Source organism: Fluctibacter halophilus, from assembly GCF_020687825.1.
In the GTDB taxonomy this organism is placed as follows: Bacteria; Pseudomonadota; Gammaproteobacteria; order Enterobacterales; family Alteromonadaceae; genus Fluctibacter; species Fluctibacter halophilus.
In genome coordinates, this window is record NZ_JAJEWP010000001.1 from 1,048,345 (window position 1) to 1,073,224 (window position 24,880).

The following is a 24,880-nucleotide window of genomic DNA, read 5'->3' on the forward strand; positions in this document are numbered from 1 at the left end:
CTAGTGTTGAACGGGACGTTTTCGCTTTAGGTGGTAATGTTGATGCCACAGTGTTCCCTGAGCAGCCTTGCTCATATCGACCTTGCGCGGCTGAGCTGAGCGGCGCTTGCCGGTCGCGGTCAAATCCAAATTTTCCAACCAACCCACGCCTTCATTGAGCAATTGCGGCGCTGCCAGGACTGCATAGGCTGCATCAACATCAATGTCCGGTAAAATCTGATTAACCACATAACGGGTGCGCCCCAGCAGGTCTGCTTTGGCGATTCGATTGCGTTGTCCCCAGGTAACCAATAAATCGTCGTTGTCCTGGCTGGCCAGGATCCCCACGTCAGCCTCTACACCCATGCGATAAGCCATCATAAAACGCTCAAACACCGTGGCGTAGTCTTCGCGATCGGTAGAGTAACTGTAAAATGACGTTGCATCGTCGGGGGTAAAGAAACCCACAATGTCACCCGGCTGGTAGTTGCGCTGTACCGTCGAGGCGGTTTCACCCGCATAGCGTACCTGGGCCAGGGATTTCATGGTGGCTGAACGCAACGGATACTGACTGACAAAGCTGGCCGAGCGGGGAGGGTTATCGTCACTGTACGCCAGTGGGCTGACATCCGAGGGTAATGTCGCCCAGGCGTCAGGTGGTAAAAAGTCATTCGCATGGGCCAGCTCATGATACAGCAGCCAGGTCATGGAGGCTTCCTGCTGCCCTTGTGTGCGGCTCAGGCGTAGTTCAGGTGGAAAGTCACTGGAACGGAAATAGTACTGCCCGTTTTTGACATAGCGCCAGGGGATAATGAACTGTAAATCATCTCCGAAGTCACTACGAAAGTCAGGTTGATCATTGAGCGTGTCCCGTTGTTGCGGCGTACGCCACAGGTTATTGGCATCCAGATAAATGGCGCCGGTGGCGCTCCAGTAAAACGACGGGCGCACATCATATGAAATGACAATCGCAGTGGTAGCACCGAATAGCTGCAACAAATCTTGCTGCGCTGACGTCTGCTGCAGGTATGCCTCGAATTCTTGTCCCATCCAACGGTGAGATACCAGCACGCGATCCATGATGTCGTCGATACTGACGTCGCTGTGTTCCTGGCCGAGTAACGGCAACCGGGAAAAGTCACAGGAACGGGCCAGGGTATTGGTGTAGATACAGTCTTGTAAGGCGATGAAGTAGGGGCTGTCTTGCCGGTATGCCTGTATATCTTCTGTGACTATTTGTTGCGAATAGCGGGGAAAAAAGCCGTTCTGCAGATCAATGTTAACATTGCGCGCCAGTACCCACGCGGTATCGGTCAGGGTTTGTTGATCGTCAAGGACAACAGTGACCAGCCATTCCACCAGAACATCTTCATCAACGGCCGGATTGTCGTAATACAGCGCTTGGTTGTCGTCATCGAGACGGGTATTGCTGACCTGTGGCCCTGCGGTCTGCTCCCACTCAATGGATGTTGGTGTGAGACCTTCAGGAATATCGACCCGCAATGACACTTTGGCCTGTTCAGAGGCGCTGTGATCGAGGCGAATGTTAGCCTGACGGTTACTGGTTTCCTGCGCCGAAAAGCTGATATCGTGACTGAAGGATTGGCCATTATTGCGCCCACTGACAGCAAACACGTAATCTCCAGCAGCAGGGATGTCGAAGCCTACTACCGGCGATCTATCTGCCAGTAATGGCACCTGAGCGGGACCGCTGATCTGCTGCCATTGGAGGTTATTCAGCCGGCCACCGTTTCTTGCTGAAATCGCAAGACCGATGCTTTGTCCGACGAGCACCTCATCGGGGGCATAAATCAATACGGCGTCAAGGGTGGCTGCAGGTGTCACGGTGGTATAACTGCCGGGCGCCTGAACGGGAGGCGGGGTGACTGTGGAGGGGGAGGAAGATGAACCGCCACAGCCGCTCAGCGCAAGTACCATCAATGTCACGATCACAGCGGTCCGCATGACGTTCAACTCCCGATTATTTGTCTGAATGACATTCGAAACGGTCCTTTTCTTCCTGCATGACCTGCTTTAGTTTTGGCAGGCCAACCCCTTGCTCTTTGCCACGCAGACGAGCGTAGTAACTGCAGCCAACAAACATGCCAATCGCGAGGATGATCTCGACCAATGCATAGAGCCGCTCGCCGTCCACCGCATAAACCGCGGTAAAGCCGTGCAGTAAATACCACATGACCACAAAATTGGCCCATGCATAGGTATAGGGTTTGTCTTTCAACATACCGGGGATCGGCAGTAACAAGGGGACAACCCACATCGCAAAGGTCAGTAAGGGTGACATGCTTTGTGCGTCGCTGAGCAGGTAGTGCCATACCGGCACCCAGATCAGTAACCCGCCATGACAGACGGTTGCCAGTTTGCGCAATGTTGACGTCTTCATGCCTTATCTCCCAGTCGTTGACAGGTGGCAGCGAGGCGTTCGCCCATTGCCATGGCTAACTGTTTTTCTTCGTCGCTCAGTTCATTATTGTGTTGCCAGGCCACATGGCTGACGCCATAGGGTGTTCCTCCTGTACGGGTGTCGTGCAAAGACGGTTCACTGTAAGGAAGTCCCATCACCATCATGCCGTGATGGAGTAACACCAGCATCATCGACAATAAGGTCGATTCCTGGCCGCCGTGCAGACTCGACGTTGAGGTAAATACGCAGGCGGGTTTATCAATCAGCTCGCCTGATAACCACACTGGGGTTGTGCTATCCCAGAAGTATTTCATCGGGCTGGCCATGTTGCCAAAATGGGTAGGGCTGCCCAGTGCCAATCCGTCACAGGTGCGCAAATCATCCAGACTGACGTAGGGGTCACCTGCATCCGGCACGGCAGGCTGATCGCTGATCCCGTCCGATACGGCTGGCACGGTGCGCAAAATTGCTTCCGCGCCGGTACGTTCGATGCCTCTGGCCAGGGCGTTGGCCAGTTGCCGGGTTGCTCCGTGGCGACTGTAATACAGCACCAGAACGCGAACGCTCATCTCAGAATAACGCCAGTACGTTTTCGGGAGGACGACCGATAGCGGCTTGCTCGCCGTTGATGACGATGGGGCGCTCAATCAATGCCGGATGTTCGGCAAGAACGTTCAGCAGACTGTCATTGTCGTGGGCCGGGTTGGCCAAATCCAGCGCCTTGTATAGGGCTTCTTTGGTGCGCATCATCTGACGGACATCATTAATACCCAGCTTTTCCACCAGCATCGATAATTCATTGATGCTCAGCGGTGTTTTCAGGTATTCAACAATGTCAGGGGTGTGGCCGTTGTCTTGCAATAATTGTAAGGTCTGGCGGCTCTTCGAACAGCGTGGATTGTGCAGGATCTGCAAAGTGGACATAAACAAGCTCTTTTCAAAAGTCCAAAAGATTGGCACATTGTAACGGTCGCTGTATGCACAGGTAAAGGCTGTAACGTAATGATAAATAGAAAGATTGGGATTGTGGTGCTGGCGTTGGCCGGATTCGCGGCCGGGCTGGTCTGGCAGATCTATAGCCGGGCTGATTTTGTCACTCTCGACGGCCAGCGTCATCAGTGGCAGGGCTACCGGGGAGAATGGGTGGTGGTGAACTACTTCGCCGAATGGTGTGCGCCGTGTTTACGTGAAGTACCCGAATTAAACCGATTTGCCCGCCAGGTACAACAGGATCCGGCCGTGTCGTTATTTGCCATCAGTTACGATCCGCTGTCACAAACCCAGTTGGCCGACTTGAAAGCCGCCCATGGCATGGCGTTTCCGCTGATTGCTGAGATTGAACAGCAGGGACCACTGCAGCGTCCACGTCATTTACCGGCGACCTATATCGTTGCGCCTGATGGTACGTTGCACGGACCGCTTCTCGGCGAGCAGACCGCGGCATCGCTGACCGCAGCATTGGAAAAACTCCGTGCTGCGGGTTAACGCAGCGTTTTAAGGCGCTGCTGGGCCTCTCTGAACTGGTCGATACGGGCACGGATGCGTTGTTTTTCCAACTGCCGCTCGGACGCATAATTGTACGCCGAATGCAGCTCATCGATGGCCCTGTCATAGGCCGCCAACGCGGCATAAATTTCCGCTTTACTCTGGTGCATTTCCAGCAAGCGCCCGTCTGCCCGGTAGGCATCGGCGAGCAACTGCTGGGCCAGGTAGTGTTCCGGCTGAACCAGCAAAAAGTCGCGCAACACATCAATCGCCGCAGCGGTTTGCTTGTCTTCCATCAAGGCATTGGCCAGATTTAACGCCACCACCGGATTGCGGGGCGTGCGCTGTTCCTGTTCTCGCAGCAGTGAAATGGCAACTTGCGGGGTTTCTTTTGCCAGTGCGATGTCGGTTGCGGTATCCAGATAAAACAGATTCTCCCGATCCTGTTTCAACAGGATATCCAGGTGTTGCTGCGCCGCTTCCAACTGTTCATCCCGCAAGTAGGACAATACCAGTCCATAGCGGGCAGCTTGCTGAAACAGGCCGCGGGTTTTCTCCAACTGCTCAGTGAACAGGGAGATGTTGTGTCGTGCGCTATGGTAATAACGGGCCACGATTCGGGCCTTGGCCAAATGGAAAGACAGGTTGGGGGCTACGTAGTTTACCCGGTATTGCTGGGCACGGCTGCGTACATCAGAAATCCGGCTTTCCGGCAACGGGTGGGTCAGCAAAAATGCCGGCGGTTTTGAGCGGTTACGGTATTTTGCTGCCAGGGTCTGGAAAAAACTGGCTGACGCGTTGGGGTCAAAGCCGGCCTGGGCAAGGATCTGCATGCCGACCCGGTCCGCTTCCTGCTCGTTGGAGCGGGTGTAATTGATCGAGGCCTGACGGCTGGCGGCACTGCTTGCCTGCATCGCTGCGATACCGGCCTCCGGATTGGCCAGTGCCAGTAACAGACCGCCAAACATGGAGGCCATTGCCAGAGGGGAGGCTTTTTGTTGTGCCTGAATGCTGCGTGCCAGATGTCGCTGTGTAACGTGGCTGACTTCATGGGCCAAAACCGACGCCACTTCGCTTTCATTCTCGGCCTGTACAATCAATCCCGTGTGGACACCAATGTGCCCGCCAAAGAAGGCAAAGGCATTGATTTCCGAATTGTTGATGACAAAAAATTCAAACGGAAATTTGACGTTGTCGGCCTGCACCACCAGGCGATTACCCAGATCCTGGACGTATTCCTGCAGTAACGGGTCATGCAGCATCGGTGCCTGACCGCGCAACTGGCGCATCAGTACGTCGCCGATTTGCAGTTCTTTGTCGATGCTGATGGCGTCTGAGGCGACAACACCGATTTCAGGCAGTGCATTTTTATCTGTACCCTGACTTAGGTTGAGGACCTGAGCGCTGCTTCCTGCACAAAACAACCAGCAGGCTGCGAAAAGAGCCGTCTGGGTTGTACTTCTTGTGACAATTCGATCCAAACTTTCTCCCCTGCGACTGACCGAAAATCCATGTATTGGAAAGGGATTTAGGCCAAATAGTTCCCACTGTTGTGGGGTTTTACACTGTCTTTACACCGCATTGCAATACAGAGCATACCACGTTTGTCAGCGCAACGGACGCGCAGCCAATTCCGTTTAACCCAGAATTTTTACCGTTGGGGGCTTTTATTCCCCTTTGCGATTGTCGATAATCCCGCTACTTCAATCCGTTATACCGAGTTCAGGGAGTCCCATGTTCGACGTTTTTGGTCGCTGGTATAAACGCAAGTTTTCCGATCCCGATTCCGCCATGTTGTTGTTGCTGATCGTCCTGATCAGCGTGGTACTGGCAATATGGGGCGGCTTATTAATGCCGGTCTTGGTGGCCGCAATCATTGCCTATTTGCTTGATTGGCCGGTGGTCAAATTGTGTAACCTGGGCAGTGGCCGGTTATTGGCGACGACAGGGGTGCTGATGTCGTTTATCGGCCTGTGTGTGCTGACCTTTGTCGGATTGGTACCGGTGGTCACACAACAAGGGATCAATCTGATCAAAGAGTCTCCGGCAATTTGGGAAAAAGGTCAGCAGTGGTTGTTGCACCTCCCCGAGGAGTACCCGGATTTCGTTCAGGTTGGCCACATCCAACAGATGCTTCAAGGGGTCAATGAACACATTGTCGGGGTCGGAGAGACCCTGATCTCCGCCTCTTTTTCGTCCCTGGCAGACATCGCTGCGATTCTGATTTACTGCATCCTGGTACCGTTAATGGTGTTCTTCATGCTCAAAGATAAGCAGGAGTTACTGGATAATATTTCCCGCATCCTGCCCAGAGAGCGACGACTGATCAAACAGGTAGGCAGTGAAATGAACCTGCAAATTGCCAACTACATTCGCGGTAAAGTGATTGAAATTATCATCGTCGGCTCTGTGTCGGCGGCGACCTTCGCCATCATGGATCTGCGTTATGCATTGTTGTTAGGGGTACTGGTCGGGTTTTCCGTGTTGATCCCCTACATCGGCGCCGCAGTGGTGACGTTGCCGGTTGCCATTGTGGCCCTGTTTCAGTGGGGCATATCGCCGGAGTTCTGGTACCTGATGGTAGCCTACGGCATTATTCAGGCGTTGGACGGTAATCTGTTGGTGCCGCTGTTGTTTTCTGAGGCGGTCAGCCTGCACCCGGTGTACATCATTGTGGCGGTATTGTTCTTTGGCGGCTTGTGGGGCTTTTGGGGGGTGTTTTTCGCCATTCCTCTGGCCACGTTGGTCAAAGCGGTATTTAATGCCATGGCCACCGAACCTGAACCGTCAGAACAGCAGGCCGCCAGCTAACGCTGACGGCCTTTACCATCAACTGTTGAGGTAGTCCAACACCACGTCGTGGTGTTCTTTGGTCTTAAATTTATTGAACACGTGTTCCACAACACCCTGTTCGTCAATCAGGAAGGTCAGACGGTGGATGCCGTCGTATTCCTTACCCATAAACTTTTTTGGACCCCAAACACCAAAGGCATCAGCAACCGCATGATCTTCATCAGATAGCAGGGTGAAATTGAGGTTTTCTTTGTCGATGAACTTGGGTAACCGTTTGACGGCATCCGGGCTGATCCCCAGTACCACAACGTTTTTGTCGTCAAGGGCGGCTTTGCTGTCACGTAACCCTTGCGCCTGCACGGTGCAGCCGGGTGTCATGGCCTTGGGGTAAAAGTACACCAGCACCTTTTTGCCTTTAAACTGGCTCAGGCTGACGTCGTCGCCATTTTGATCAGGCAGGGTGAAAGCAGGGGCTGTATCGCCTTTAACCAATGTTTTCATCGGATGTCCTTCTTTTAGAGCGGTTAATGGTTTTCTACAATATTGCCGGTTAAACCGAGCTCTCCCAGCAACGCCGTGAATTCTTCACGCAAGGCGTCCATTGACGTCTGAGCCGGAACTGAAGCGACCAGTTTGCATTTCATCGTGTCACACTGATTCTGCTTGTCGACCGAGGTTTTCTGTCGAAACGCACTGACAGCAACTTCGTGTTTGGCCAGTAGTGCTGTGACTTTCTGGATCACCCCGGGTGTATCAACGCCGGAGAACTCTACGTCAACAATGTGCTCAAGGTTTTGCTTGGAGTGCTCGCTGGTACGCTTCATCATCGACAACAGATCAAGCTGCTGACAAATCTGAGGGATCTTCAGCTCTGCTTTGATGATAGCGCCTTGGGTGCCCTCAAGGATCATGGTCAACGAGAAGTCCTGACCATATATTGCCTGGCGAGAATCCAGGATGTTGCAGCCGGTTTCGCTTACCACGGCGGCAATCTGCGAAAGAATGCCAACCCGGTCGGCGCCGAGGATGGTAATGATCAATTGGTGCTTCATACGGTTCGTACACGGATTTAAAAAACGCCAGAGTCTAGCACAGAAAATCGACCCAATGACAGCGTCCTGTCAATGACCAGCCGCTGTCGCCAGTCATTCCCGTCATGCAGTGCTAAAAGGGGTCATAGGAACCGATAGAAGGGCATGAATTGGTGATTATTTCCCCACTGCATCGGATAAGGTCGGATTGTCCGTGAATTGTGCTGATTAAGCCTTGTGTTTAGCGGTATAGCTCATTACCATAAAGCGCTTATTTTCAAGGGGAGGTGGCATGTTTAAAGGCAGTTTCGTGGCGTTGGTAACACCGATGACGGCATCTGGAGACGTGGATTATCCGGCGTTAGAAAAGCTGGTTAAATTCCACCGGGATCAGGGCAGTCATGGCATTGTTTCGGTGGGCACCACGGGCGAGTCCGCGACCTTGCCCTTTGAAGAGCACATTGATGTGGTTAAGCGTACGGTCGAGTTTGCCGATGGCGCTTTGCCTGTAATCGCTGGCAGCGGTGCCAACAGTACTGCAGAAGCGATTTACCTGTCTGAACAGCTGGCGCCTACCGGCGTGGCTGGATTCCTGAGTGTGGTGCCGTATTACAACAAACCGCAGCAGCGCGGCATGGTGGCACACTTTAACGCCATCGCCGATGCGACGGATTTACCGGTGTTGCTGTACAACGTGCCCGGTCGGACAGTGGCAGATATGCTGCCCGAAACGGTCGCCACACTGGCCCAACACCCGCGTATTGTGGGACTTAAAGATGCCACTGGCGATATACAGCGGTTGAAAGACACCCAGGCGCTGGTACCTGAAGATTTTGTCTTGTTATCCGGTGACGATCTGACCTCGCAGGCATTTCTGGCCGAGGGCGGTCACGGGGTTATTTCAGTGACTGCGAATATTTTACCGGCAGCGATGTCGCAGATGTGTGAAGCTGCCTTTGGCGGCGATCATGACGTCGCCGCTCAATTGGATGCGAAGATGCAGGCGCTGCATGAAGCCCTGTTTATAGAACCAAATCCTGTGATGCCCAAGTGGGCATTGTTCAAAATGGGATTGCTACAATCGCCAGAATTACGGTTACCCCTGGTAACTCCGGAACTTGCGCACCAGAAAAGACTCGAAGAGGTCATGCGCAACATCGGCGTATTGGCATAAAGGAGAAAAAATGGCCCGCGCGACAATCTTTACCGTTAGCAGTATCGCGCTGACACTGCTGGCAGGATGCTCAACCCTGTCAGAACGACAAATCGCCAATGGTGATTTTGAATATCTGGAAGCGTCCAACAGCACTGCACTGAAAGTGCCCGAAGGACTGGACCAACCCCCGGCTTACCCCGATTGGAACATTCCCGCGCTGGAAACTGACCCGCAAAGCGCGTTGGTCGGTAAAGCGGTAAAAGTGTCTTCGCCGGCACTGGTGCTGCCGGTGGTGTCCGGTTCTCACATTGAAGAGGGTCACAAAGAAGCCACGGTTTTCTTTGATCAGGTAGACGACTCACAACCACTCGACGTGGCCATCTGGAATTCACTGATCAGCTTTCTTGAAGAGCAGGGCATTGGCGTGATGTCTTTCGATAAAGACAATCAGGTGCTGATCACCGACTGGATGATCGTCGAAGAAGAGCACGACGGCGGCTGGTTCGACTGGACCACCACCGAGCGTAGCGTCGGTAAGCGCTTTGAGTTTAAACTCGACGTGAAGCCCCATGGCCGCACCGCGTCACTGAAAGCCGAATTGAAGGACTTCCTGCAAACCGAGGGTGACAACGCCACTGCTGATTTGGCGTTTGAACAAGAACGTAGCCTGGAAGTGGACGTCCTCAACCAGGTGATTTCCCATTACGAAAACCAGATCCGTGTTGCTGATGCCCGTCGACTCAAGCAAATCCGCAGTGGGTTCACCATGGAGCGGGGCTTTGATGCCGACGGTAATCCAGCCTATGTAGTGAACGGTGAGTATGACCTGGTATGGCCGAGACTATTGCTGGTGTTGCGTAAACTTGGGTTTAATGTCAAAGACCTGGATCAGTCCAATGGCTTGCTGTTCGTCAACTACGGCAGTTCAGACATCGGGTGGTGGGACAAATTGTGGGGCGATGACGGCACTGAGCTGCCGATTGACGCCGATGCCTACCGCATTCAGGTCACGAAATCCGCCAGTGAAAAAACCACCTTTACACTGCTGACAGATGACAACCAAGCGTTCACCGCCGATAAAGTGAGTGAGCTGTATGATGCCTTCGCCCGCACGATGGCGCAGGACAACCTGGACATTTAAAGGACGCCACCGTCAATGACCCTTGCACAACAGGTATTGGCTACCAATGATGATTTGCCCATTCGCACAGAATTGCCCGTTCACAGTGGCAAAGTGCGGTCTGTTTACTGGTTGACCGACACCGACAGTCGCCGACTGATTGCCGAGCGTGGCTACCCGGTACCGGCAGATACGCCGCTGGCGATCATGGTGATAAGCGACCGGATCTCGGCGTTTGATTGTATCTGGCATGGCGAAGGCGGACTTAACGGTGTGCCCGGTAAAGGCGCTGCGTTGAATGCCATTTCAAATCACTGGTTCCAGACGTTCAAAGACAACGGACTGGCAGACAGCCATATTCTGGATATTCCTCATCCGTTTGTGTGGATTGTACAAAAGGCCAGACCGGTCAAAATTGAAGCCATCGCGCGTCAATACATCACCGGTTCTATGTGGCGGGCCTATGACAATGGCGAGCGCGAATTTTGCGGCATTCGTTTGCCCGAAGGACTGCATCGCGACAGCAAGTTGCCGGAGCTGTTGATCACGCCGTCTACCAAGGGCATTTTGCGCGGTATACCCGGCGTACCCGAAGCGGACGATGTCAATATCACCCGGGCCAATATCAGTGACAATGCCAGCGCGTTCGGCTTCAACAGCGTTGACGACATTGCCCGTTATGAAACCTTGTTAAAGCAAGGCTTTGGTGTCATCAGCGATGCGTTGGCAACATTGGATCAGATTTTTGTCGATACCAAGTTTGAGTTCGGTTATGTCAAAGACACTGAGGGCAACGATAAGCTGATCTACATGGACGAAGTGGGCACCCCTGATTCTTCGCGGATCTGGGACGGTCCGGCCTACCGAGAGGGGCGTATTGTTGAAAAATCGAAGGAAGGGTTCCGTCAATGGTTGCTGAATCACTTCCCTGATCCCGATATCCTGTTAAATAAAAACCGTATGGATGAACGGTTGGCCCTTGCCCGTGACAACGCGTTGCCGGTTGAGGTGATGATGGACATTTCACGTACCTACCTGGGTATCGCCGAAACCATCGTCGGTCAGCCGATCACACTGAGTGACAATCCCAAACAGGAAATTACCGCCATACTGGCAGAACAGTATGGGTTGATACGCTAGTCAGCGAATACCAATGATCAAGCGGTGCCGAGCACCGCTTTTTTTATGTCTGTTACTCCCTCGCTCGGTGCCGTTCACGTCGATCAGACGTCTTATTGATGCCTGCAATGTCCGTTTGACGAATAAAAAGTCCTTTCATTTTAATACGCTAGCCAGATTGACTGATTTTCGTGTAGGGTAAACTTTGGTGACAAGGTTTGACGGGAATCAAGGCCAGTGGCCTGAATTATCGCTATGCTTAATCAATCAACAAGCACGATGGGTGAGGTTCACAATGTCCAGGGTTCGGATCATCTGTATCGGCAATGCCTTGCACGGCAACGACGGCTTCGGAGCGCAGTTGTTTGACCGATTGCAGAACAACATCAACCCTGATATCGCCGACTGCTTTGACGGTGGGATTGGTGGGCTGACATTGCTGCCGTTGTTCAAAGGTGTATCACGGGTGCTGCTGATTGATCTTGTGCTGAGCGATGCAGCGCCGGGCAGTGTTAAGTTTTACCCTGATGTGCTTAGTGGTTTACCGGTGACGGAAGAACATGGCGCTGAGCATGGGGGAGACTTGACCACCTTGCTGGCGATGTTGCCGGTGTATCTGACCAAAGTGCCCAGGGTCGATTTACTGTGTGTGACTGCGCGCCAGGTGCGACACTTTGAAACCGAATTGGAGCCCGCTGTGACAGGAGCGATTGACACAGTGTTACAGCAGGTAAACAACTATCTTGAGCGACAGTTACAGACTGTCGATACCGCGTGTCAGCAGGGAGAATATCAGTGAGATACATCACAGGCACACTATTATTGGCGGCACAGTCCACATCTGCGCTTGCCCATGGAGGTCATCATGACATCGGGCTCAGTGACGCGCTTCACTTCGTGTTGCACGCCATACCGGTGTTATTGGTTGGCGCGTTGTGTGTCTGGTCATATCGGTGGTACAGCAAGCGATGCAAGCGCCACTAACATCCCTGTTGGGCTATCGACTGAAAGTTGAAGGCCTTGTTCAGGGCGTTGGTTTTCGGCCGTCGGTGGTCAGAGTGGCCCGCCAGCTTGGCATTGTCGGGGAAGTGCGCAATGGCCAGGACGGTGTGTACATTGATCTGCTTGTCGATGCTGCTGGCGTAGCGCGGTTTATTGCCAGCATTGAGCAGGTGATACCGTCCCAGGCGCGGGTCACACGTATCACCACCACACCGATGGATTACCACACCCCGTGGGATGAATTTACCGTTCAACCGAGCCTGTCAGGTGGCGGTGAAACGGACATCCCGGCGGACAAAGCGCTGTGTGACCAGTGCCGTGCGGAACTGTTGTCGCCGCAAAGCCAGTATTGCGACTATGCCTTTGTCAGCTGCAATGATTGCGGTCCACGCTACACCATGATCACTGCCATGCCGTATGACCGGTCCTCGACGGCCATGGCACCTTTTGCCCTGTGCGAAACATGCCAGAGGGCCTATCAGGGTGTGTCTGACCGACGTTTTCATACCCAGGCCAGCAGTTGCACCCACTGCGGACCGACCCTTGAGTATGTCGGCGACGTTGCCGACACTGGCGCAGTGGATCCATTGGCCATCGCAAGCAAATGCCTCGAAGATGGTCAGATCCTGGCCATCAAAGGTCTGGGCGGTTTTCATTTGAGTTGCGATGGCCTTAATGACGTCGCGATAGCGCGGTTGCGACAACGTAAGCAACGGCCCGACAAACCGTTGGCCCTGATGATGGCCGATATTGATCAGGTCAGCGCGTATTTTGCCCTGACGGCAACCCAGGCCGAACAACTTACCGGTGGGCACGCGCCGATTGTGTTGTTGCCCAAATCACGACAGCGGTTGCCTTTGCCTGACGGGATCGCGCCGCGCACCGCGTATGTGGGTGTGATGCTGGCTTACACACCCCTTCATCTGCTTTTACTTAAACGGGCAGGTCATCCACTGGTGATGACCTCAGGCAATCGCCGTGGCGCGCCCCTGTGTATTGATAACCAACAGGCACTGCAACAGCTTGAGGGGATCGCCGATGGTTGGCTTATGCACGACCGCACCATTGTCAGGGCCTGTGATGATTCCGTGGTTCAGATCATTGATGATGTTCCGCGCCTGCTGCGCCGCGCCCGGGGGTATGTGCCTGAGCCGTTGCCGTTCAACCTGTCTGAACGCAATGTGCACGTGAACAATGTGCTGGCGATGGGCGGGGACGTGAAAAATGTGTTTGCGATGACCCGGCAAGATGAAGTGATCCTGTCTGCCCACAACGGGGATCTTGGTGATCTGGATTGCTACCGCCACGCTGCACAGCAAGTGGCGGATCTGACCTCCTTATTGCAGTTGAAACCCCAACGGGTGGTTATCGACAAACACCCGGATTACTTGTCGGCCCGGTTGGGGCGGGACTACGCACTCCGCCATCAGTTACCGCTGGTCAAGGTGCAGCATCACCATGCCCACCTTGCGGCGTGTCTGGTGGACAATGGGATTGTTCCGCAGCGTCCGATACTTGGCATTGTGCTGGATGGCATGGGCTATGGTGATGACGGTACGGTGTGGGGCGCTGAGGTGCTGCTCGCCGATTTTCATCACTATGAGCGACTGGCGCGACTCAAACCGTTCCCGCTGCTGGGTGGCGAAAAAGCCCATCTGCAGCCCTGGCGCAACCTTCTGGCGTTGCTGGACGGTAGTGACTGTCTGGCGTTGGGGCGCGATCTGTTAAGCCGACGGGTGCCCGAGCAGCAACAGCGATTTATCGACCCATTGTTAGGCAGTAAAGCCCACAGCGTACTGACCAGTTCGGCTGGACGCCTGTTCGACGCGGTGGCGGCGTTGTTGAACGTGGCCCCGGCGCAGGTCAGCTATGAAGGGCAGGCCGCCATGCAATTGGAGGCACTTGCCACACATCGCGACAATGACTTGCAGCTGCCGCTGTGCGAGTTCTCACGGGTTAACGACAAACAGGGCGTTATGCTTGACCCGGGGACGTGGTTTCAAACCGCGCTCGGCTATCTGTCTGAAGGTCTGGCAGCAGAACAACTGGTCGATTGGTTTCACCAGTGTTTCGTGGCCAGTTGGGTTAACGTGGCGCAACATTTACGAGCAGTACACGGCTGCGGCGATGAAATCGCGCTAAGTGGCGGTGTGTTTCAGAATCAACGGGTTTTGCAGGCCATGACAGAGCAACTTCGGGCCAACGGATTTACGGTGTATACCCATCGCCAAATTCCCTGCAATGATGGGGGGTTGGCGGCGGGGCAGGCCATTATCGCAGCGCATCAGACGGAGGCGTCGTTATGTGCTTAGGCGTACCGGCCCTGATCACGGCCATTTTAGACGAGGAACGGGGCCTGGCCAGTGCGCAGACTGACGGCGTTGTTCGTACTGTCAGTACCGCAATGCTGGCAATGAAAGACATTCCACAGGAGCAACTGGTTGGCCGCTGGGTATTGGTGCACGTTGGCTTTGCCATGGCACTCATCGATGAACAAGAGGCGCTGCGGTCGCTGACATTGCTATCAGACATGGAGGATGAGGATGTTTAATCGTCAGGCCTTCAGGGCGCCGCCAGCCGTTAAAACGTTGGTCGACAAAATCGTGCCACTGGCCCGTCGAGTGGCCGAGGCTCGCCAGCGTCCGGTGCAGGTGATGGAAGTGTGTGGCGGTCATACCCACGCGATTTTTCACAGCGGTATCGACCAGTTGATCGGACCCGATGTCGAGTGGGTGCACGGGCCGGGCTGTCCGGTTTGTGTGTTGCCTGCCCAGGCCGTTGATGAAGCCATTGCGCTGGCACAGCAGCCGGGGGCCATATTGGCCACCTTCGGTGATGTGTTACGTGTGCCGGGCCGTCACGGAACTCTGGCGCAGGCCAGCGCCCAAGGCGCTAACGTTCAGGTGGTGTATTCACCCATGGATGCGCTGACACTGGCACAGCAACAACCGGACAAAAGGGTGGTCTTCTTTGCCATCGGTTTTGATACCACCATGCCGGGCATCGCCTTCACTATTCAGGCCGCCAGGCAGCAGGGGCTGACCAATATTCAGTTTTTGTGCTACCACATTCGCCTGATCCCCACACTGATCCGCTTACTGGAGCAGGACAGTGTGTGTATCGACGGCTTTATCGGTCCCGGCCATGTCAGCATTGTGCTGGGCGCCGACGCCTATCAACCCATCGCCCGGCGTTTTGGGCGTCCGCTGGTGATTTCCGGCTTTGAACCGGTGGACTTGCTCAACGCGTTACTGATGTTACTGCAACAACTGGATGAGGGACGTTGCGAGATTGAAAACGCCTATGCACGGGTGGTCAACAACGCTGGAAACCTGGCCGCAAAGGCGGCGATGGCGGCGGTATTTGACAGCACAGTATGCCATTGGCGCGGTGTTGGTGAGGTGCCTGAATCAGTTAACGGGCTGACCCCTGACTATCGAGCCTTTGACGCCAGATCGTCACTGCCGCGGTTGCACCAGGGCACCGATCAGGAGCCAGCGTATTGCGCCGAAGTGTTAACTGGCAACCGTAAACCCCACCAATGCCCCCATTTCGGACACGCATGTCAGCCTGAAACGCCGATGGGGCCATTGATGGTGTCCTCGGAAGGCGCCTGCGCCGCGTACCACAAATACAATGTCGGCAAGTGCAAGGAGCCGTGCCATGAGGGATGAGCAACTGATCACCCTGGCGCACGGCGCCGGCGGTAAAGCCAGTAGTGCGCTGATCCAGTCGGTGTTCGTGTCGGCATTTGGCCCCCATCAGGATAAATCCTTGCAGGATGCGGCGGTGATTGATGTGCAGCAACATTTCGGTGCCGGAAGCCGGATAGCGATGACGACAGACAGTTACGTCGTGTCACCGTTATTCTTCCCCGGGGGCGATATCGGTACGCTGGCGGTGTGCGGCACGGTCAACGACCTGGCCGTCTGCGGCGCACGGCCTTTGTGCCTGAGTGCAGCATTCATTCTAGAGGAAGGGCTGCCAATCCGTGAGCTTCAGCGGGTTGTCGCATCGATGGCCGACACGGCCCGGCGAGCCAATGTGTCGATTGTGACCGGTGATACCAAAGTGGTGGCGAAGGGCCAGGTCGACAAGGTATTTATTACCACCACCGGGTTGGGGGTGGTGCCACCGGGTGTGCAGGTGCGTTCCGATCAGGCCGAGGCCGGTGATGCCGTGCTGGTAAACGGGCCAATTGGCGACCATGGCGCCGCGATCATGCTGGCCAGAGGCGATCTGGGATTGAGCGCCGATGTGCGCAGTGATTGTGCAGCCCTGAACCCTATGATTGGCGATATTCTGTCTGCTGTTCCCGCATGTCGGGTGATGCGGGACGCAACCCGTGGTGGTGTGGGGGCGGTGCTGAGTGAAATTGCCCAGGCATCAAACGTTGCCATTGCCCTGGATGAAAATGCCTTGCCGGTGCGCCTTGAGACCCAGGGGATTTGCGAACTGTTGGGGTTGGATCCGTTGTTTTTCGCCAATGAGGGTCTGGTTGTTGTGTTGGTGCCACAGGCCCAGGCAGAAGCCGTACTCAGCGTGATGAAAAATCACCCGGAGGGACAGAGTGCCCGTCAAATCGGGCAGGTTGTGGAGCAAGGGCAACCTTTGCTCTACATCAATACCTCGTTTGGCACAAAACGTATGATTGAACTACCTTACGGGATCCAGCTGCCGCGGATTTGTTAGAGGCTGATGAGGCGACATAATGCATGAATTGTCGGTAGTACAGGCGCTGCTGGATACCGTCAAACAGTACCAGACACCACAAGACAGAGGGATCGCTGGGATCACTGTCGCGATAGGAAGCCTGACTTGTGTGGATCCTGAGCGACTACAGTTTTGTTTTGATGCAGTGCGTGAAGAGGCGGGGTTAGCCGCTGCGCAACTGCATATTACCCCTGTGCAGGCACGTGGTCGTTGTAAAGTGTGTGGGCAGGACGTTGAAATACAACAGTTAGGCCAGGCATGCCATTGTGGTAGCTACCGTTTTGACATGCTCAGTGGCAATGAATTAAACCTGACAGAAATCGAGTTTGAATAATGTGTACCCATTGTGGATGTTCGTCTGAAAAAGCCCGCCTGGTCTCGCCGGGCGCCAACACCAGTGCAGAGGTTGTTGCGCTGGCCCGGGACCCGGCAACCCTGAAGCTGGAGCACGCGTTGCTGGCCGGTAATGATGCCATTGCGGCAGACAATCGCGCGCACTTCGACGCCCATCGCAGCGTGTGCATCAACCTGATGGGCACACCGGGCGCGGGTAAAACCGCGTTACTGGAAGCCTTGTTACGCCGTGGCAGTTTAAATAAGCGGCCGCTGGCGGTGCTTGAGGGCGATCAACAAAGCAGTAATGATGCCCAGCGTATTGTTGATGCCGGGGGAAACGCCTTACAGATCAACACCGGCACCGGTTGTCACCTGGATGCCGAGATGATCCGCTCGGGCGTTGCTGCGTTAGGCCTGGCGAACAACAGTTTGTTGTTTATCGAGAATGTCGGCAACCTGGTGTGCCCGGCGTTGTTCGATCTGGGTGAGAACCTGCGCATCGCCATGATGGCGGTCACCGACGGTGAAGACAAGCCACAAAAATACCCGCATATGTTCAGTCAGTGCGATTTGGTGCTGATCAATAAAGCCGATTTGCTGCCGTACATCGATGTGAATATCGACCGCATTGAACACGACATCGGTCACCTCAACCCCGGCTGTGCGGTTATCACCGTATCGGCCAAAACCGGCCAGGGGCTTGATGCCGTCGAGGCCTGGTTACAGCAGCACAGTAGCCATGGATAAAGTTTATTTACCCCGCGGGTCACTGGGAGAACTGTATCAGGCCCTGGTCGATGAAGGCTATGAAGTGATCGGCCCGCAGGAGCAGCAGGACGCCATCGTGTTTGCGCCCCTTTCCGGCATTGAACAATTACCCTGGGGGCGCCAGGAATTTACAGCACCGGGGCAATACCGACTGGACAACGCCAGTGAGCAGCGGGCCTTTCATTGGAACACCGGGCCACAATCCTTTAAGCCGTGGTTGTTCAAACCCCAGCAGGTGATGTGGCTGGGGCAGGAAACCGACGATGGCATTGTGTTTAAAGCGCCCGTTTCTGATGCCAAACCCCGTGCGTTTATCGGTGTGCGCAGTTGTGATATCGCGGCGTTGTATTTGCAGGACCAGCACTTTATGCATGGTCCTCACCCGGATCCCTGGTACAGCGAGCAGCGGCGCCAGTTGTGTATTGTGGCGGTTAATTGCAGCCGGGCTGCTGACACCTGCTTTTGCGTGTCGACCGGTGATGGACCGGAAGCCACCTATGGTTACGACCTGTTGCTCGATGAACTGGACGACGGCTACCTGGTACAGGCCAAAGGCGAACGGGGTAATCGTATCCTGGCAACACTGCCGACCCAAGGCGCAACACCGTTGCAACAGCGCCACGCCGAGGAGCAATTGGCCCGGGCGGCACGACAATCCCGCCAGATGCCCGACGCCGACACACTGAAAAGCCTGGTTGAACACCTCAGCGATGAACAATGGCTGCGCATCGCCGAGCGCTGCCTGGCCTGTGGTAACTGCACGTCGGTGTGCCCGACCTGCTTTTGTTCCAAACAGGAAGCCGAACAGGACTTGGTCAGTGGCGAACATCAGCAGGTGCGGGTATGGGATTCGTGCTTCAGTGAGCAACACGGCCATATCGCCGGCAAAAACATTCGCGGCGAGGTCAGTCAGCGTTACCGTCAGTGGGTATTGCACAAACTCGCGACCTGGCAGGATCAGTACCAGCGCAGTGGTTGTGTCGGTTGTGGGCGGTGTATCAGTTGGTGCCCGGCGGCCATCGACCTGGTGGAAGAGGTAAACCTGATGCTGGGTAGCCGTCATGACTGATTTTGTACCAATGACCGCGCGGCTTGTGGCCAAAACTGCCGAAGGTGACAGGCTGGACACCCTGCACCTGAAGCTGAACAGCGATCAACCCTTTGGCTTTGAGTTCGGTCAGTTCAACATGCTGGCCATTCCCGGTATTGGCGAGATCCCGATTTCGATCATGGGCTGGCAGGACGATTGTCTGCTGCACACCGTTAGAGGGGTCGGGCGGGTATCGGATGCGATGCTGGCCTTGCCTGAGGGCAGTACTTTGGGGCTACGGGGACCCTTCGGTAATGGTTGGCCGCTGGCCCGCTTTGAAGGTCGCGACCTGGTGTTTATCACCGCCGGTTTGGGCTGTGCGCCGGTGGTTGCGGCGATCAATCATGCCGTTACCCATCGCAACCGCTACCGGCGTATTGTGATCCTGCAGGGGGTTAAACACCATCAGGATTTACTCTGGCAGGCCAAATATGATGCCTGGCGGGACATGGGCGATTGTCAGGTGCTGTTAGCGGCCAGTGAGGAACAAAAGCGCAAGTATCACTGGCGCCTCGGCATGGTGACGGAATTATTGGCGTTTGCTGAGTTTGATCCGTCCCACTGTGCGGTAATGATCTGCGGGCCTGAAATCATGATGCTTTCGGCCATCCCGTATTTAAAGCAGCGCCAGGTCGCCGATGGCGATATCTACCTCAGTATGGAACGCAATTTTCAGTGTGGGCAGGGTCTGTGTGGCCACTGTCAACTGGGGCCGTATTTCGTGTGCCGGGATGGGCCGGTGTTTTGCTATCCTGATGTAAAGCCCTGGCTGGGCGTAAAGGGGTTCTGACATGGCATTAACGGTGGCGGTGCATAAACTCACGTCTTGTTCCGGCTGTCAGCTGGCGTTTCTGAACCAGGGGCCGGCGCTATTGTCGTTGATGGAGAAAGTGACCTTCGTGCACTTTATCGAGGCGGGACTGTACGATCCGAACACGCCGGTCGACCTGGCCCTGGTTGAGGGCAGTGTGACCACCAAAGACGATTTGGAACGGCTGAAACAGGTCCGAGCCCATTGCCGGTATCTTGTCACCATGGGCGCTTGCGCCACCAGTGGCGGTGTGCAGGCGCTGCGCAACATGGCCAATGTGGATGTGTGGAAGCGGGCCGTTTACGCGCGACCGGATTTTATCGATACACTGGCCGACTCAACGCCAGTGGCAGAGCACGTCAAAGTGGATTTTGAACTGTGGGGCTGCCCGGTGACCCAGGCCCAGTTGGATCAGCTTATCCTGCAGTTAAGCCGTGGCGTGTTGCCCAAAGACGATGCCGAGAAAGTCTGTATGGCGTGCAAACGTGCGCAGCAGGTGTGTGTCATGGTGACCCGGCAGGAACCCTGCATGGGACCGGTGGTACGTACCGGGTGCGGAGCGCTATGTCCGTCCTTCGGGCGCGGCTGTTACGGCTGTTTTGGCCCTTCGGAGCAACCCAATGGCGACAGTCTGGCCAATCGATTTGCCGGCCTTGGCTTGCAGCCCGAGGAAATCGTTCAGCGCTTCGCCGGCATTCACAGCCATACACCCAGCCATCAGGCCCAGATCAAGCGCTGGCAGCAACTGATTGTCAAGGAAATCGAATGAGCGAAGGGCGCAAAATAAACCTCAAGGTGCCGTTCATTACCCGTGTCGAAGGGGAAGGGGCATTGGCGTTGTCTGCCAAAGGCGACCGTATCGATACCCTGCACCTGAAGATCTTTGAGCCGCCACGGTTGTTTGAACGGTTTTTGCAGGGCAAGTCTTACGTTGAGGTGCCGGATTTGAGCGCCCGCATTTGCGGGATCTGTCCGATGGCCTATCAGTTAACGTCGATCCTGGCCTTTGAGCGGCTGTTTGAGGTTGAGTTGCCGGCCCATCTGGTGCGCTTGCGCAAATTGATGAACCTGGGGGAATGGTTGCAAAGTCATTCGTTGCACATTCACTTTCTCGCCATGCCGGACGTGTTTGGTGTCGACAGTGCTTTGCAACTGGCCGACAGTCATGGCGATTTATTAAAGCGTGGCATGCAAATTCAGGAAGCCGGTAACACCTTAATGCGCCTGTTGGGTGGACGTTCTGTGCACCCGGTAGGACTGCAGGTTGGCGGTTTCAGTCGACTGCCGACGCAAAATGCATGGGACAATGCCTGTGTGCAAGTAGATGCTGCCATCATCGCAGCCGATCAACTGTTGCAATGGTGTGCTGAGCAGTCGGTGCCTGATTTCAGTCATGACTTTGTGGCGGTGAGTCTGCAAGGCCTTGAGGATTATCCCATCAATGGTGGCGATATCATCACCAGCAGCGGGTTGTCGATGCCGGTGGATGAGTATCCTCAGCGTTTCAAGGAGCATCAGGTCAGTCACTCCACCGCGTTCTATTCGTTGCTTGACGGTAAAGATTACCTGGTAGGGCCGCTGGCGCGGATCAACCTGAATTATCACCGTCTGCCAGCGTCTGTGCGTCAGCGGGCCGAGCAGTTGGGTCTTCACTTTCCAAGTCAGAACATGTTTGACAGCCTGCGCGCGCGGGCACTGGAGTGTGTGTGGGCGTTGAATGCTGCCCGTGACATACTCAAGGAAGGATGTCCTGAAGGTCCGGCCAACGTTGACTATCAGGTACGGGCAGGCACTTGCTGTTTCGCCACCGAAGCGCCCCGGGGACTGATCTATCATCATTACACCTTAGAAGACGATGGCACAGTGGCAAACTGCACCATCATTCCTCCCACCAGTCAGAATCAGGCCCGTATCGAACAGGATTTGAAACAGGCGGTGATGGCATTCGGGCTGGATAAATCAGACCTTGAACTGAAGCATTTTTGTGAACAGGTGATCCGCAACTACGATCCCTGTATTTCATGCTCTACCCACTTTCTGGATTTTCGCATCAAACGCGACAATTAGGCGATGCCTGATACTCAGCCAAGTTCCCGCTCAGGCATATTCACAAATAACAGCACGAATGCGCTGATCCCGCCGTAAATGAAGGCGCCGTCGAACGAGCCGTCGCCGATCTGGGTTTGCCACATCTGAAACAGGGCGCCACCAATGACCACGAAGCCGCCAAACCACACCACCATCGCCATGCCAGGGCCGAGCAGGGCGAAGGTTTTGGCGCGATCAAAATCGTTTGCGCTGCTGCGACGGGCTTGCCACAGATCCCAGGCGCCCTTAAACGACAATACCCCGACCAGAAACTCACCGCTGATGATCAGCAGAAAAGCCAGCGTGACCAGGGTAGGGTCAGTCACAGGGGGAAAGATGGGGTTTGTGTACACGGCATGTTCCTGCATGCTGAGCACGTAACCTACCGCCGCCCGTCCGGCGTCCCAATTGGTCAGATTGCCGGCCACATACAGCCAACCCTGCAGCCCGACAAAGACCACCAGGACAATTTTTAGAATACGAGTCGCCATGGACGTTCTCCCAATGTTTACTGGCGAACCTGCGTGCCGCCACCCGATGTTGATCAGTACAGTCAAGGGAAAGGATATCGTCAAGTCAGGTGGGCTCAGCGAGGCGTAAGTGGCAAGTCAATGAAGGCGAAACATATTTTTTCGCATTAATAGTGTCAATCGACGTGCAAATAGGAAGTATTCGTATTACCATACGCACCATCAAATTTGGCAGTGACGAAGAAGTACGCCGCTAAGCAGTGATAAACCCACAGTTTTACTGCAGTCCCGGCCGTCAAATCACTGTATAAAACAATCGCATACACGGAGATTAACGCGTTGAAGTTTAAAGTGACCTCTATTGCAGCCGCCATGATCATGGCAAATGTCAGCACCCTGGCCCAAGCAGAAAACATCGAACGTTTGGTGGTAGAAGGGCAATACCTGTCAATTAACGAGTCTAACTCGGTCAAAACCCCAACGCCGATCATCGATGTACCCCAGAGTTTGTCGATCATCAGTGCCGAGCAGATCACTGCACGCGGCATGGACAGCATCGCTGACATCATCGACTACACGCCCGGTGTCAACACCACCCAGGGGGAAGGGCACCGTGATGCCGTGGTGTTCCGCGGAAACCGCTCTACTGCCGACTTTTACATCGATGGCAACCGCGATGACGTACAGTACTACCGTTCGTTGTACAACGTTGAGCAGGTTGAAATCCTGCGTGGCCCGAATGCCTTGTTGTTCGGCCGTGGGGGGACTGGCGGTATTCTGAACCGGGTCTCCAAAAAAGCCGCGATTGGCCAGGAGTTCACCGGTTATCAGGCGTCACTGACATCCTTTGGCGGTGCCAGCGGTTCGGTAGACACCAATTTCACTACCAGTGATAACGCCGCAGTGCGTATCAATGCCATGGTCGAGAGCCTGGACAATCATCGCGATTTCTTCGACGGTGAGCGTTATGGCTTTAACCCGACTGCACGTATCGTGCTGGCGCCGGAAACCATTTTGGATCTGTCCTACGAGTACGCCAATCACGAGCGTTTCATCGACCGTGGTATCCCCACCGTTGACGGCCGCCCGGCAGAAGTTTTGAAAAACATCGTGTTCGGTGACCCTGAGAATAACTTCACCGAGCTGGAAGCCCACGTGTTCCGCGCAGCATTACAGCACCGCTTCAGCGACAACATCAAGGGTAACTTCAGCGCCCAGTACGGTGACTATGACAAGGTGTACTCCAACTTCTACGCCAGTAACTACGATGCCAGCGCCAATGCCGTGGAACTGGACGGGTATATCGATACAACCGTACGCGACAATACCATCCTGTCCGGTAACCTGATAGCCGAGTTTACCACCGGCAGTGTCGAGCACACCCTGATCTTCGGCGGTGAATACATCAGCACCGATTCAGATCAGAACCGCTATAACCCGGTGTTTGATTCCACTGACGATGATAACGAGTGGTTCTCTGTGACCCGCCCGCTGGACTTCCGTGGTTTTACCGGCACCAATGCCGATGGCGTCACGGTGACCACTGCGTTTACCGATCTGAACGACGATACCCGTGTGGATCTGACGGTAACATCCGCCTATCTGCAGGACGAAATCAGCCTGTCTGAGCACCTGGACGTGGTGATTGGCGCACGCTTCGACCGTTTTGACATTGATGTGTTTAACGCACACCCGGATGTACTGGAAACCCGTAGCCGCAGCGATGAAGAAGTCAGCCCCCGTGCCGGCCTTATCTACAAACCACAGGAAAACATTTCCCTGTACGCCAGCTACAGCGAGTCATTCCTGCCGCGCAGTGGTGAACAGTACACCGACATCAACGGTGACAAGGACAAACTGGACCCTGACACCTACAGTAACCGTGAAATCGGTCTGAAGTGGGATTTCAACGATGCCATGAGCTTCACCGCGGCGGCCTTTGAAAACAAGCAAAGCTCTCCGCAGGTGGCCGATGCCGACCCGTCCACCCTGGATGTGATTGACACCGAAATCTCCGGTTTCGAGATGCAGATCAAAGGCTTTATCAACGATGACTGGTCGATCAATGCCAACTACAGCTACCTGGACGGCGAAATCGTTGACCGTAGCGGCCCCACTGGCCAGACACCACGTGAACTGCCTGAAAACACCTTCTCGGTGTGGAGCATGTATTACCTGAGTGACAGCATTGCCTTCGGTCTGGGCGCAACCTACCAGGACGAGAGCTTCATTGATAACGGCAATACCAAGGTTCTGCCCAGCTACACCCGTGTGGATGCGTCGGCGTATTACGACATTTCCGACAGCCTGCGTGTACAGCTAAACATCGAGAACCTGTTCGACAAGGACTATTACCCGAATGCCCACTCAAGCCATCAGGTTACCGTTGGTGCACCGGTCAATGCCCGCCTGACCCTGGTCGGCGAGTTCTAAGCCTTGGTTCGATAGGGACGTTATTTAAAAAGCCGCCTTCGGGCGGCTTTTTTGTGTCTGCTCT

25 protein-coding genes are annotated in these 24,880 nt (G+C 54.9%); 17 read left to right on the top strand and 8 right to left on the bottom strand.

Annotated features, from left to right (window positions below; genetic code table 11):
• Genes LJ739_RS04855 through arsC form a run of 4 tightly spaced genes read right to left on the bottom strand, consistent with a single transcriptional unit; the run spans nucleotide 1 to nucleotide 3,325 of the window.
• Complete coding sequence (locus tag LJ739_RS04855; protein ID WP_229157550.1) at nucleotides 1-1,944, bottom strand: hypothetical protein; 1,944 nt, start codon at nucleotides 1,942-1,944, stop codon at nucleotides 1-3.
• A gap of 16 nt (nucleotides 1,945-1,960) precedes the next feature.
• A complete protein-coding gene (locus tag LJ739_RS04860) occupies nucleotides 1,961-2,380 on the bottom strand; it encodes a DUF2069 domain-containing protein (RefSeq protein ID WP_229157552.1) in 420 nt (139 codons plus the stop codon).
• Nucleotides 2,377-2,970: an NAD(P)H:quinone oxidoreductase gene (gene wrbA / locus LJ739_RS04865; protein WP_229157554.1), complete on the bottom strand. Its 594-nt coding sequence runs from the start codon at nucleotides 2,968-2,970 to the stop codon at nucleotides 2,377-2,379. The genes LJ739_RS04860 and wrbA overlap by 4 nt, the downstream gene beginning before the upstream one ends.
• Before the next feature lies 1 nt (nucleotide 2,971).
• A complete protein-coding gene (arsC, locus tag LJ739_RS04870) occupies nucleotides 2,972-3,325 on the bottom strand; it encodes an arsenate reductase (glutaredoxin) (RefSeq protein ID WP_229157556.1) in 354 nt (117 codons plus the stop codon).
• A gap of 78 nt (nucleotides 3,326-3,403) precedes the next feature.
• On the opposite strand from arsC, the gene LJ739_RS04875 reads away from it, so the two are divergent.
• Entirely contained in the window at nucleotides 3,404-3,886 is a 483-nt protein-coding gene (locus LJ739_RS04875) for a TlpA family protein disulfide reductase (protein ID WP_229157558.1), read from the top strand.
• On the opposite strand, the gene bepA is transcribed toward LJ739_RS04875, so the two are convergent.
• Complete coding sequence (gene bepA, locus LJ739_RS04880; RefSeq protein WP_229159434.1) at nucleotides 3,883-5,310, bottom strand: beta-barrel assembly-enhancing protease; 1,428 nt, start codon at nucleotides 5,308-5,310, stop codon at nucleotides 3,883-3,885. The two genes, LJ739_RS04875 and bepA, sit on opposite strands and share 4 nt — an antisense overlap.
• Before the next feature lie 310 nt (nucleotides 5,311-5,620).
• On the opposite strand from bepA, the gene LJ739_RS04885 reads away from it, so the two are divergent.
• Entirely contained in the window at nucleotides 5,621-6,697 is a 1,077-nt protein-coding gene (locus tag LJ739_RS04885; protein ID WP_229157560.1) for an AI-2E family transporter, read from the top strand.
• Nucleotides 6,698-6,715: 18 nt separating this feature from the next.
• On the opposite strand, the gene bcp is transcribed toward LJ739_RS04885, so the two are convergent.
• Both bcp and LJ739_RS04895 read right to left on the bottom strand, forming a co-directional pair.
• On the bottom strand, nucleotides 6,716-7,180 hold the full coding sequence (gene bcp / locus LJ739_RS04890) for a thioredoxin-dependent thiol peroxidase (RefSeq protein WP_229157562.1): 465 nt from the start codon (nucleotides 7,178-7,180) through the stop codon (nucleotides 6,716-6,718).
• Nucleotides 7,181-7,203: 23 nt separating this feature from the next.
• Nucleotides 7,204-7,731 carry a glycine cleavage system protein R gene (locus tag LJ739_RS04895; RefSeq protein WP_229157564.1) on the bottom strand — a complete coding sequence of 176 codons (528 nt, stop codon included), beginning with the start codon at nucleotides 7,729-7,731 and terminating at the stop codon, nucleotides 7,204-7,206.
• Nucleotides 7,732-8,002: 271 nt separating this feature from the next.
• Between LJ739_RS04895 and dapA the strand changes: the two genes are divergently transcribed.
• The 14 genes from dapA (at nucleotide 8,003) to LJ739_RS04965 (ending at nucleotide 21,892) form a co-directional block, all read left to right on the top strand.
• Entirely contained in the window at nucleotides 8,003-8,884 is an 882-nt protein-coding gene (gene dapA / locus LJ739_RS04900; RefSeq protein ID WP_229157566.1) for a 4-hydroxy-tetrahydrodipicolinate synthase, read from the top strand.
• A 10-nt stretch (nucleotides 8,885-8,894) separates the two neighbouring features.
• On the top strand, nucleotides 8,895-10,007 hold the full coding sequence (bamC, locus tag LJ739_RS04905) for an outer membrane protein assembly factor BamC (RefSeq protein ID WP_229157568.1): 1,113 nt from the start codon (nucleotides 8,895-8,897) through the stop codon (nucleotides 10,005-10,007).
• 15 nt (nucleotides 10,008-10,022) lie between these two features.
• On the top strand, nucleotides 10,023-11,126 hold the full coding sequence (locus LJ739_RS04910; protein ID WP_229157570.1) for a phosphoribosylaminoimidazolesuccinocarboxamide synthase: 1,104 nt from the start codon (nucleotides 10,023-10,025) through the stop codon (nucleotides 11,124-11,126).
• A gap of 274 nt (nucleotides 11,127-11,400) precedes the next feature.
• Nucleotides 11,401-11,904: a hydrogenase maturation protease gene (locus LJ739_RS04915; RefSeq protein WP_229157572.1), complete on the top strand. Its 504-nt coding sequence runs from the start codon at nucleotides 11,401-11,403 to the stop codon at nucleotides 11,902-11,904.
• Nucleotides 11,905-12,073: 169 nt separating this feature from the next.
• Complete coding sequence (gene hypF, locus LJ739_RS04920) at nucleotides 12,074-14,419, top strand: carbamoyltransferase HypF (RefSeq protein ID WP_229157574.1); 2,346 nt, start codon at nucleotides 12,074-12,076, stop codon at nucleotides 14,417-14,419.
• Entirely contained in the window at nucleotides 14,410-14,658 is a 249-nt protein-coding gene (locus LJ739_RS04925) for a HypC/HybG/HupF family hydrogenase formation chaperone (RefSeq protein ID WP_229157576.1), read from the top strand. The genes hypF and LJ739_RS04925 overlap by 10 nt, the downstream gene beginning before the upstream one ends.
• Nucleotides 14,651-15,781, top strand: coding sequence for a hydrogenase formation protein HypD (gene hypD / locus LJ739_RS04930; protein ID WP_229157578.1), 1,131 nt, complete (start codon nucleotides 14,651-14,653; stop codon nucleotides 15,779-15,781). Before LJ739_RS04925 ends, hypD begins: the two co-directional genes overlap by 8 nt.
• Entirely contained in the window at nucleotides 15,771-16,799 is a 1,029-nt protein-coding gene (hypE, locus tag LJ739_RS04935; protein WP_229157580.1) for a hydrogenase expression/formation protein HypE, read from the top strand. Before hypD ends, hypE begins: the two co-directional genes overlap by 11 nt.
• Before the next feature lie 19 nt (nucleotides 16,800-16,818).
• On the top strand, nucleotides 16,819-17,154 hold the full coding sequence (locus LJ739_RS04940; protein ID WP_229157582.1) for a hydrogenase maturation nickel metallochaperone HypA/HybF: 336 nt from the start codon (nucleotides 16,819-16,821) through the stop codon (nucleotides 17,152-17,154).
• Nucleotides 17,154-17,903 carry a hydrogenase nickel incorporation protein HypB gene (hypB, locus tag LJ739_RS04945; protein ID WP_229157584.1) on the top strand — a complete coding sequence of 250 codons (750 nt, stop codon included), beginning with the start codon at nucleotides 17,154-17,156 and terminating at the stop codon, nucleotides 17,901-17,903. Before LJ739_RS04940 ends, hypB begins: the two co-directional genes overlap by 1 nt.
• Nucleotides 17,896-18,993 (top strand): 4Fe-4S dicluster domain-containing protein, encoded by a 1,098-nt coding sequence (locus LJ739_RS04950; RefSeq protein WP_229157586.1) that lies wholly within the window; start codon nucleotides 17,896-17,898, stop codon nucleotides 18,991-18,993. The genes hypB and LJ739_RS04950 overlap by 8 nt, the downstream gene beginning before the upstream one ends.
• Nucleotides 18,986-19,804 (top strand): FAD/NAD(P)-binding protein, encoded by an 819-nt coding sequence (locus LJ739_RS04955; protein WP_229157587.1) that lies wholly within the window; start codon nucleotides 18,986-18,988, stop codon nucleotides 19,802-19,804. Before LJ739_RS04950 ends, LJ739_RS04955 begins: the two co-directional genes overlap by 8 nt.
• A gap of 1 nt (nucleotide 19,805) precedes the next feature.
• The gene (locus LJ739_RS04960) at nucleotides 19,806-20,594 is read left to right on the top strand and encodes an NADH-quinone oxidoreductase subunit B family protein (protein ID WP_229157589.1); all 789 of its coding nucleotides are present in this window, start codon (nucleotides 19,806-19,808) and stop codon (nucleotides 20,592-20,594) included.
• Nucleotides 20,591-21,892, top strand: a complete 1,302-nt coding sequence (locus LJ739_RS04965; RefSeq protein ID WP_229157591.1) for a Ni/Fe hydrogenase subunit alpha — start codon at nucleotides 20,591-20,593, stop codon at nucleotides 21,890-21,892. Before LJ739_RS04960 ends, LJ739_RS04965 begins: the two co-directional genes overlap by 4 nt.
• Before the next feature lie 14 nt (nucleotides 21,893-21,906).
• Here LJ739_RS04965 and LJ739_RS04970 read toward each other — a convergent pair whose 3' ends face one another.
• Nucleotides 21,907-22,404 (bottom strand): DUF2165 domain-containing protein, encoded by a 498-nt coding sequence (locus LJ739_RS04970; protein WP_229157593.1) that lies wholly within the window; start codon nucleotides 22,402-22,404, stop codon nucleotides 21,907-21,909.
• A gap of 318 nt (nucleotides 22,405-22,722) precedes the next feature.
• Between LJ739_RS04970 and LJ739_RS04975 the strand changes: the two genes are divergently transcribed.
• Entirely contained in the window at nucleotides 22,723-24,816 is a 2,094-nt protein-coding gene (locus tag LJ739_RS04975) for a TonB-dependent receptor (protein WP_229157595.1), read from the top strand.
• Nucleotides 24,817-24,880: the final 64 nt, after the last annotated feature.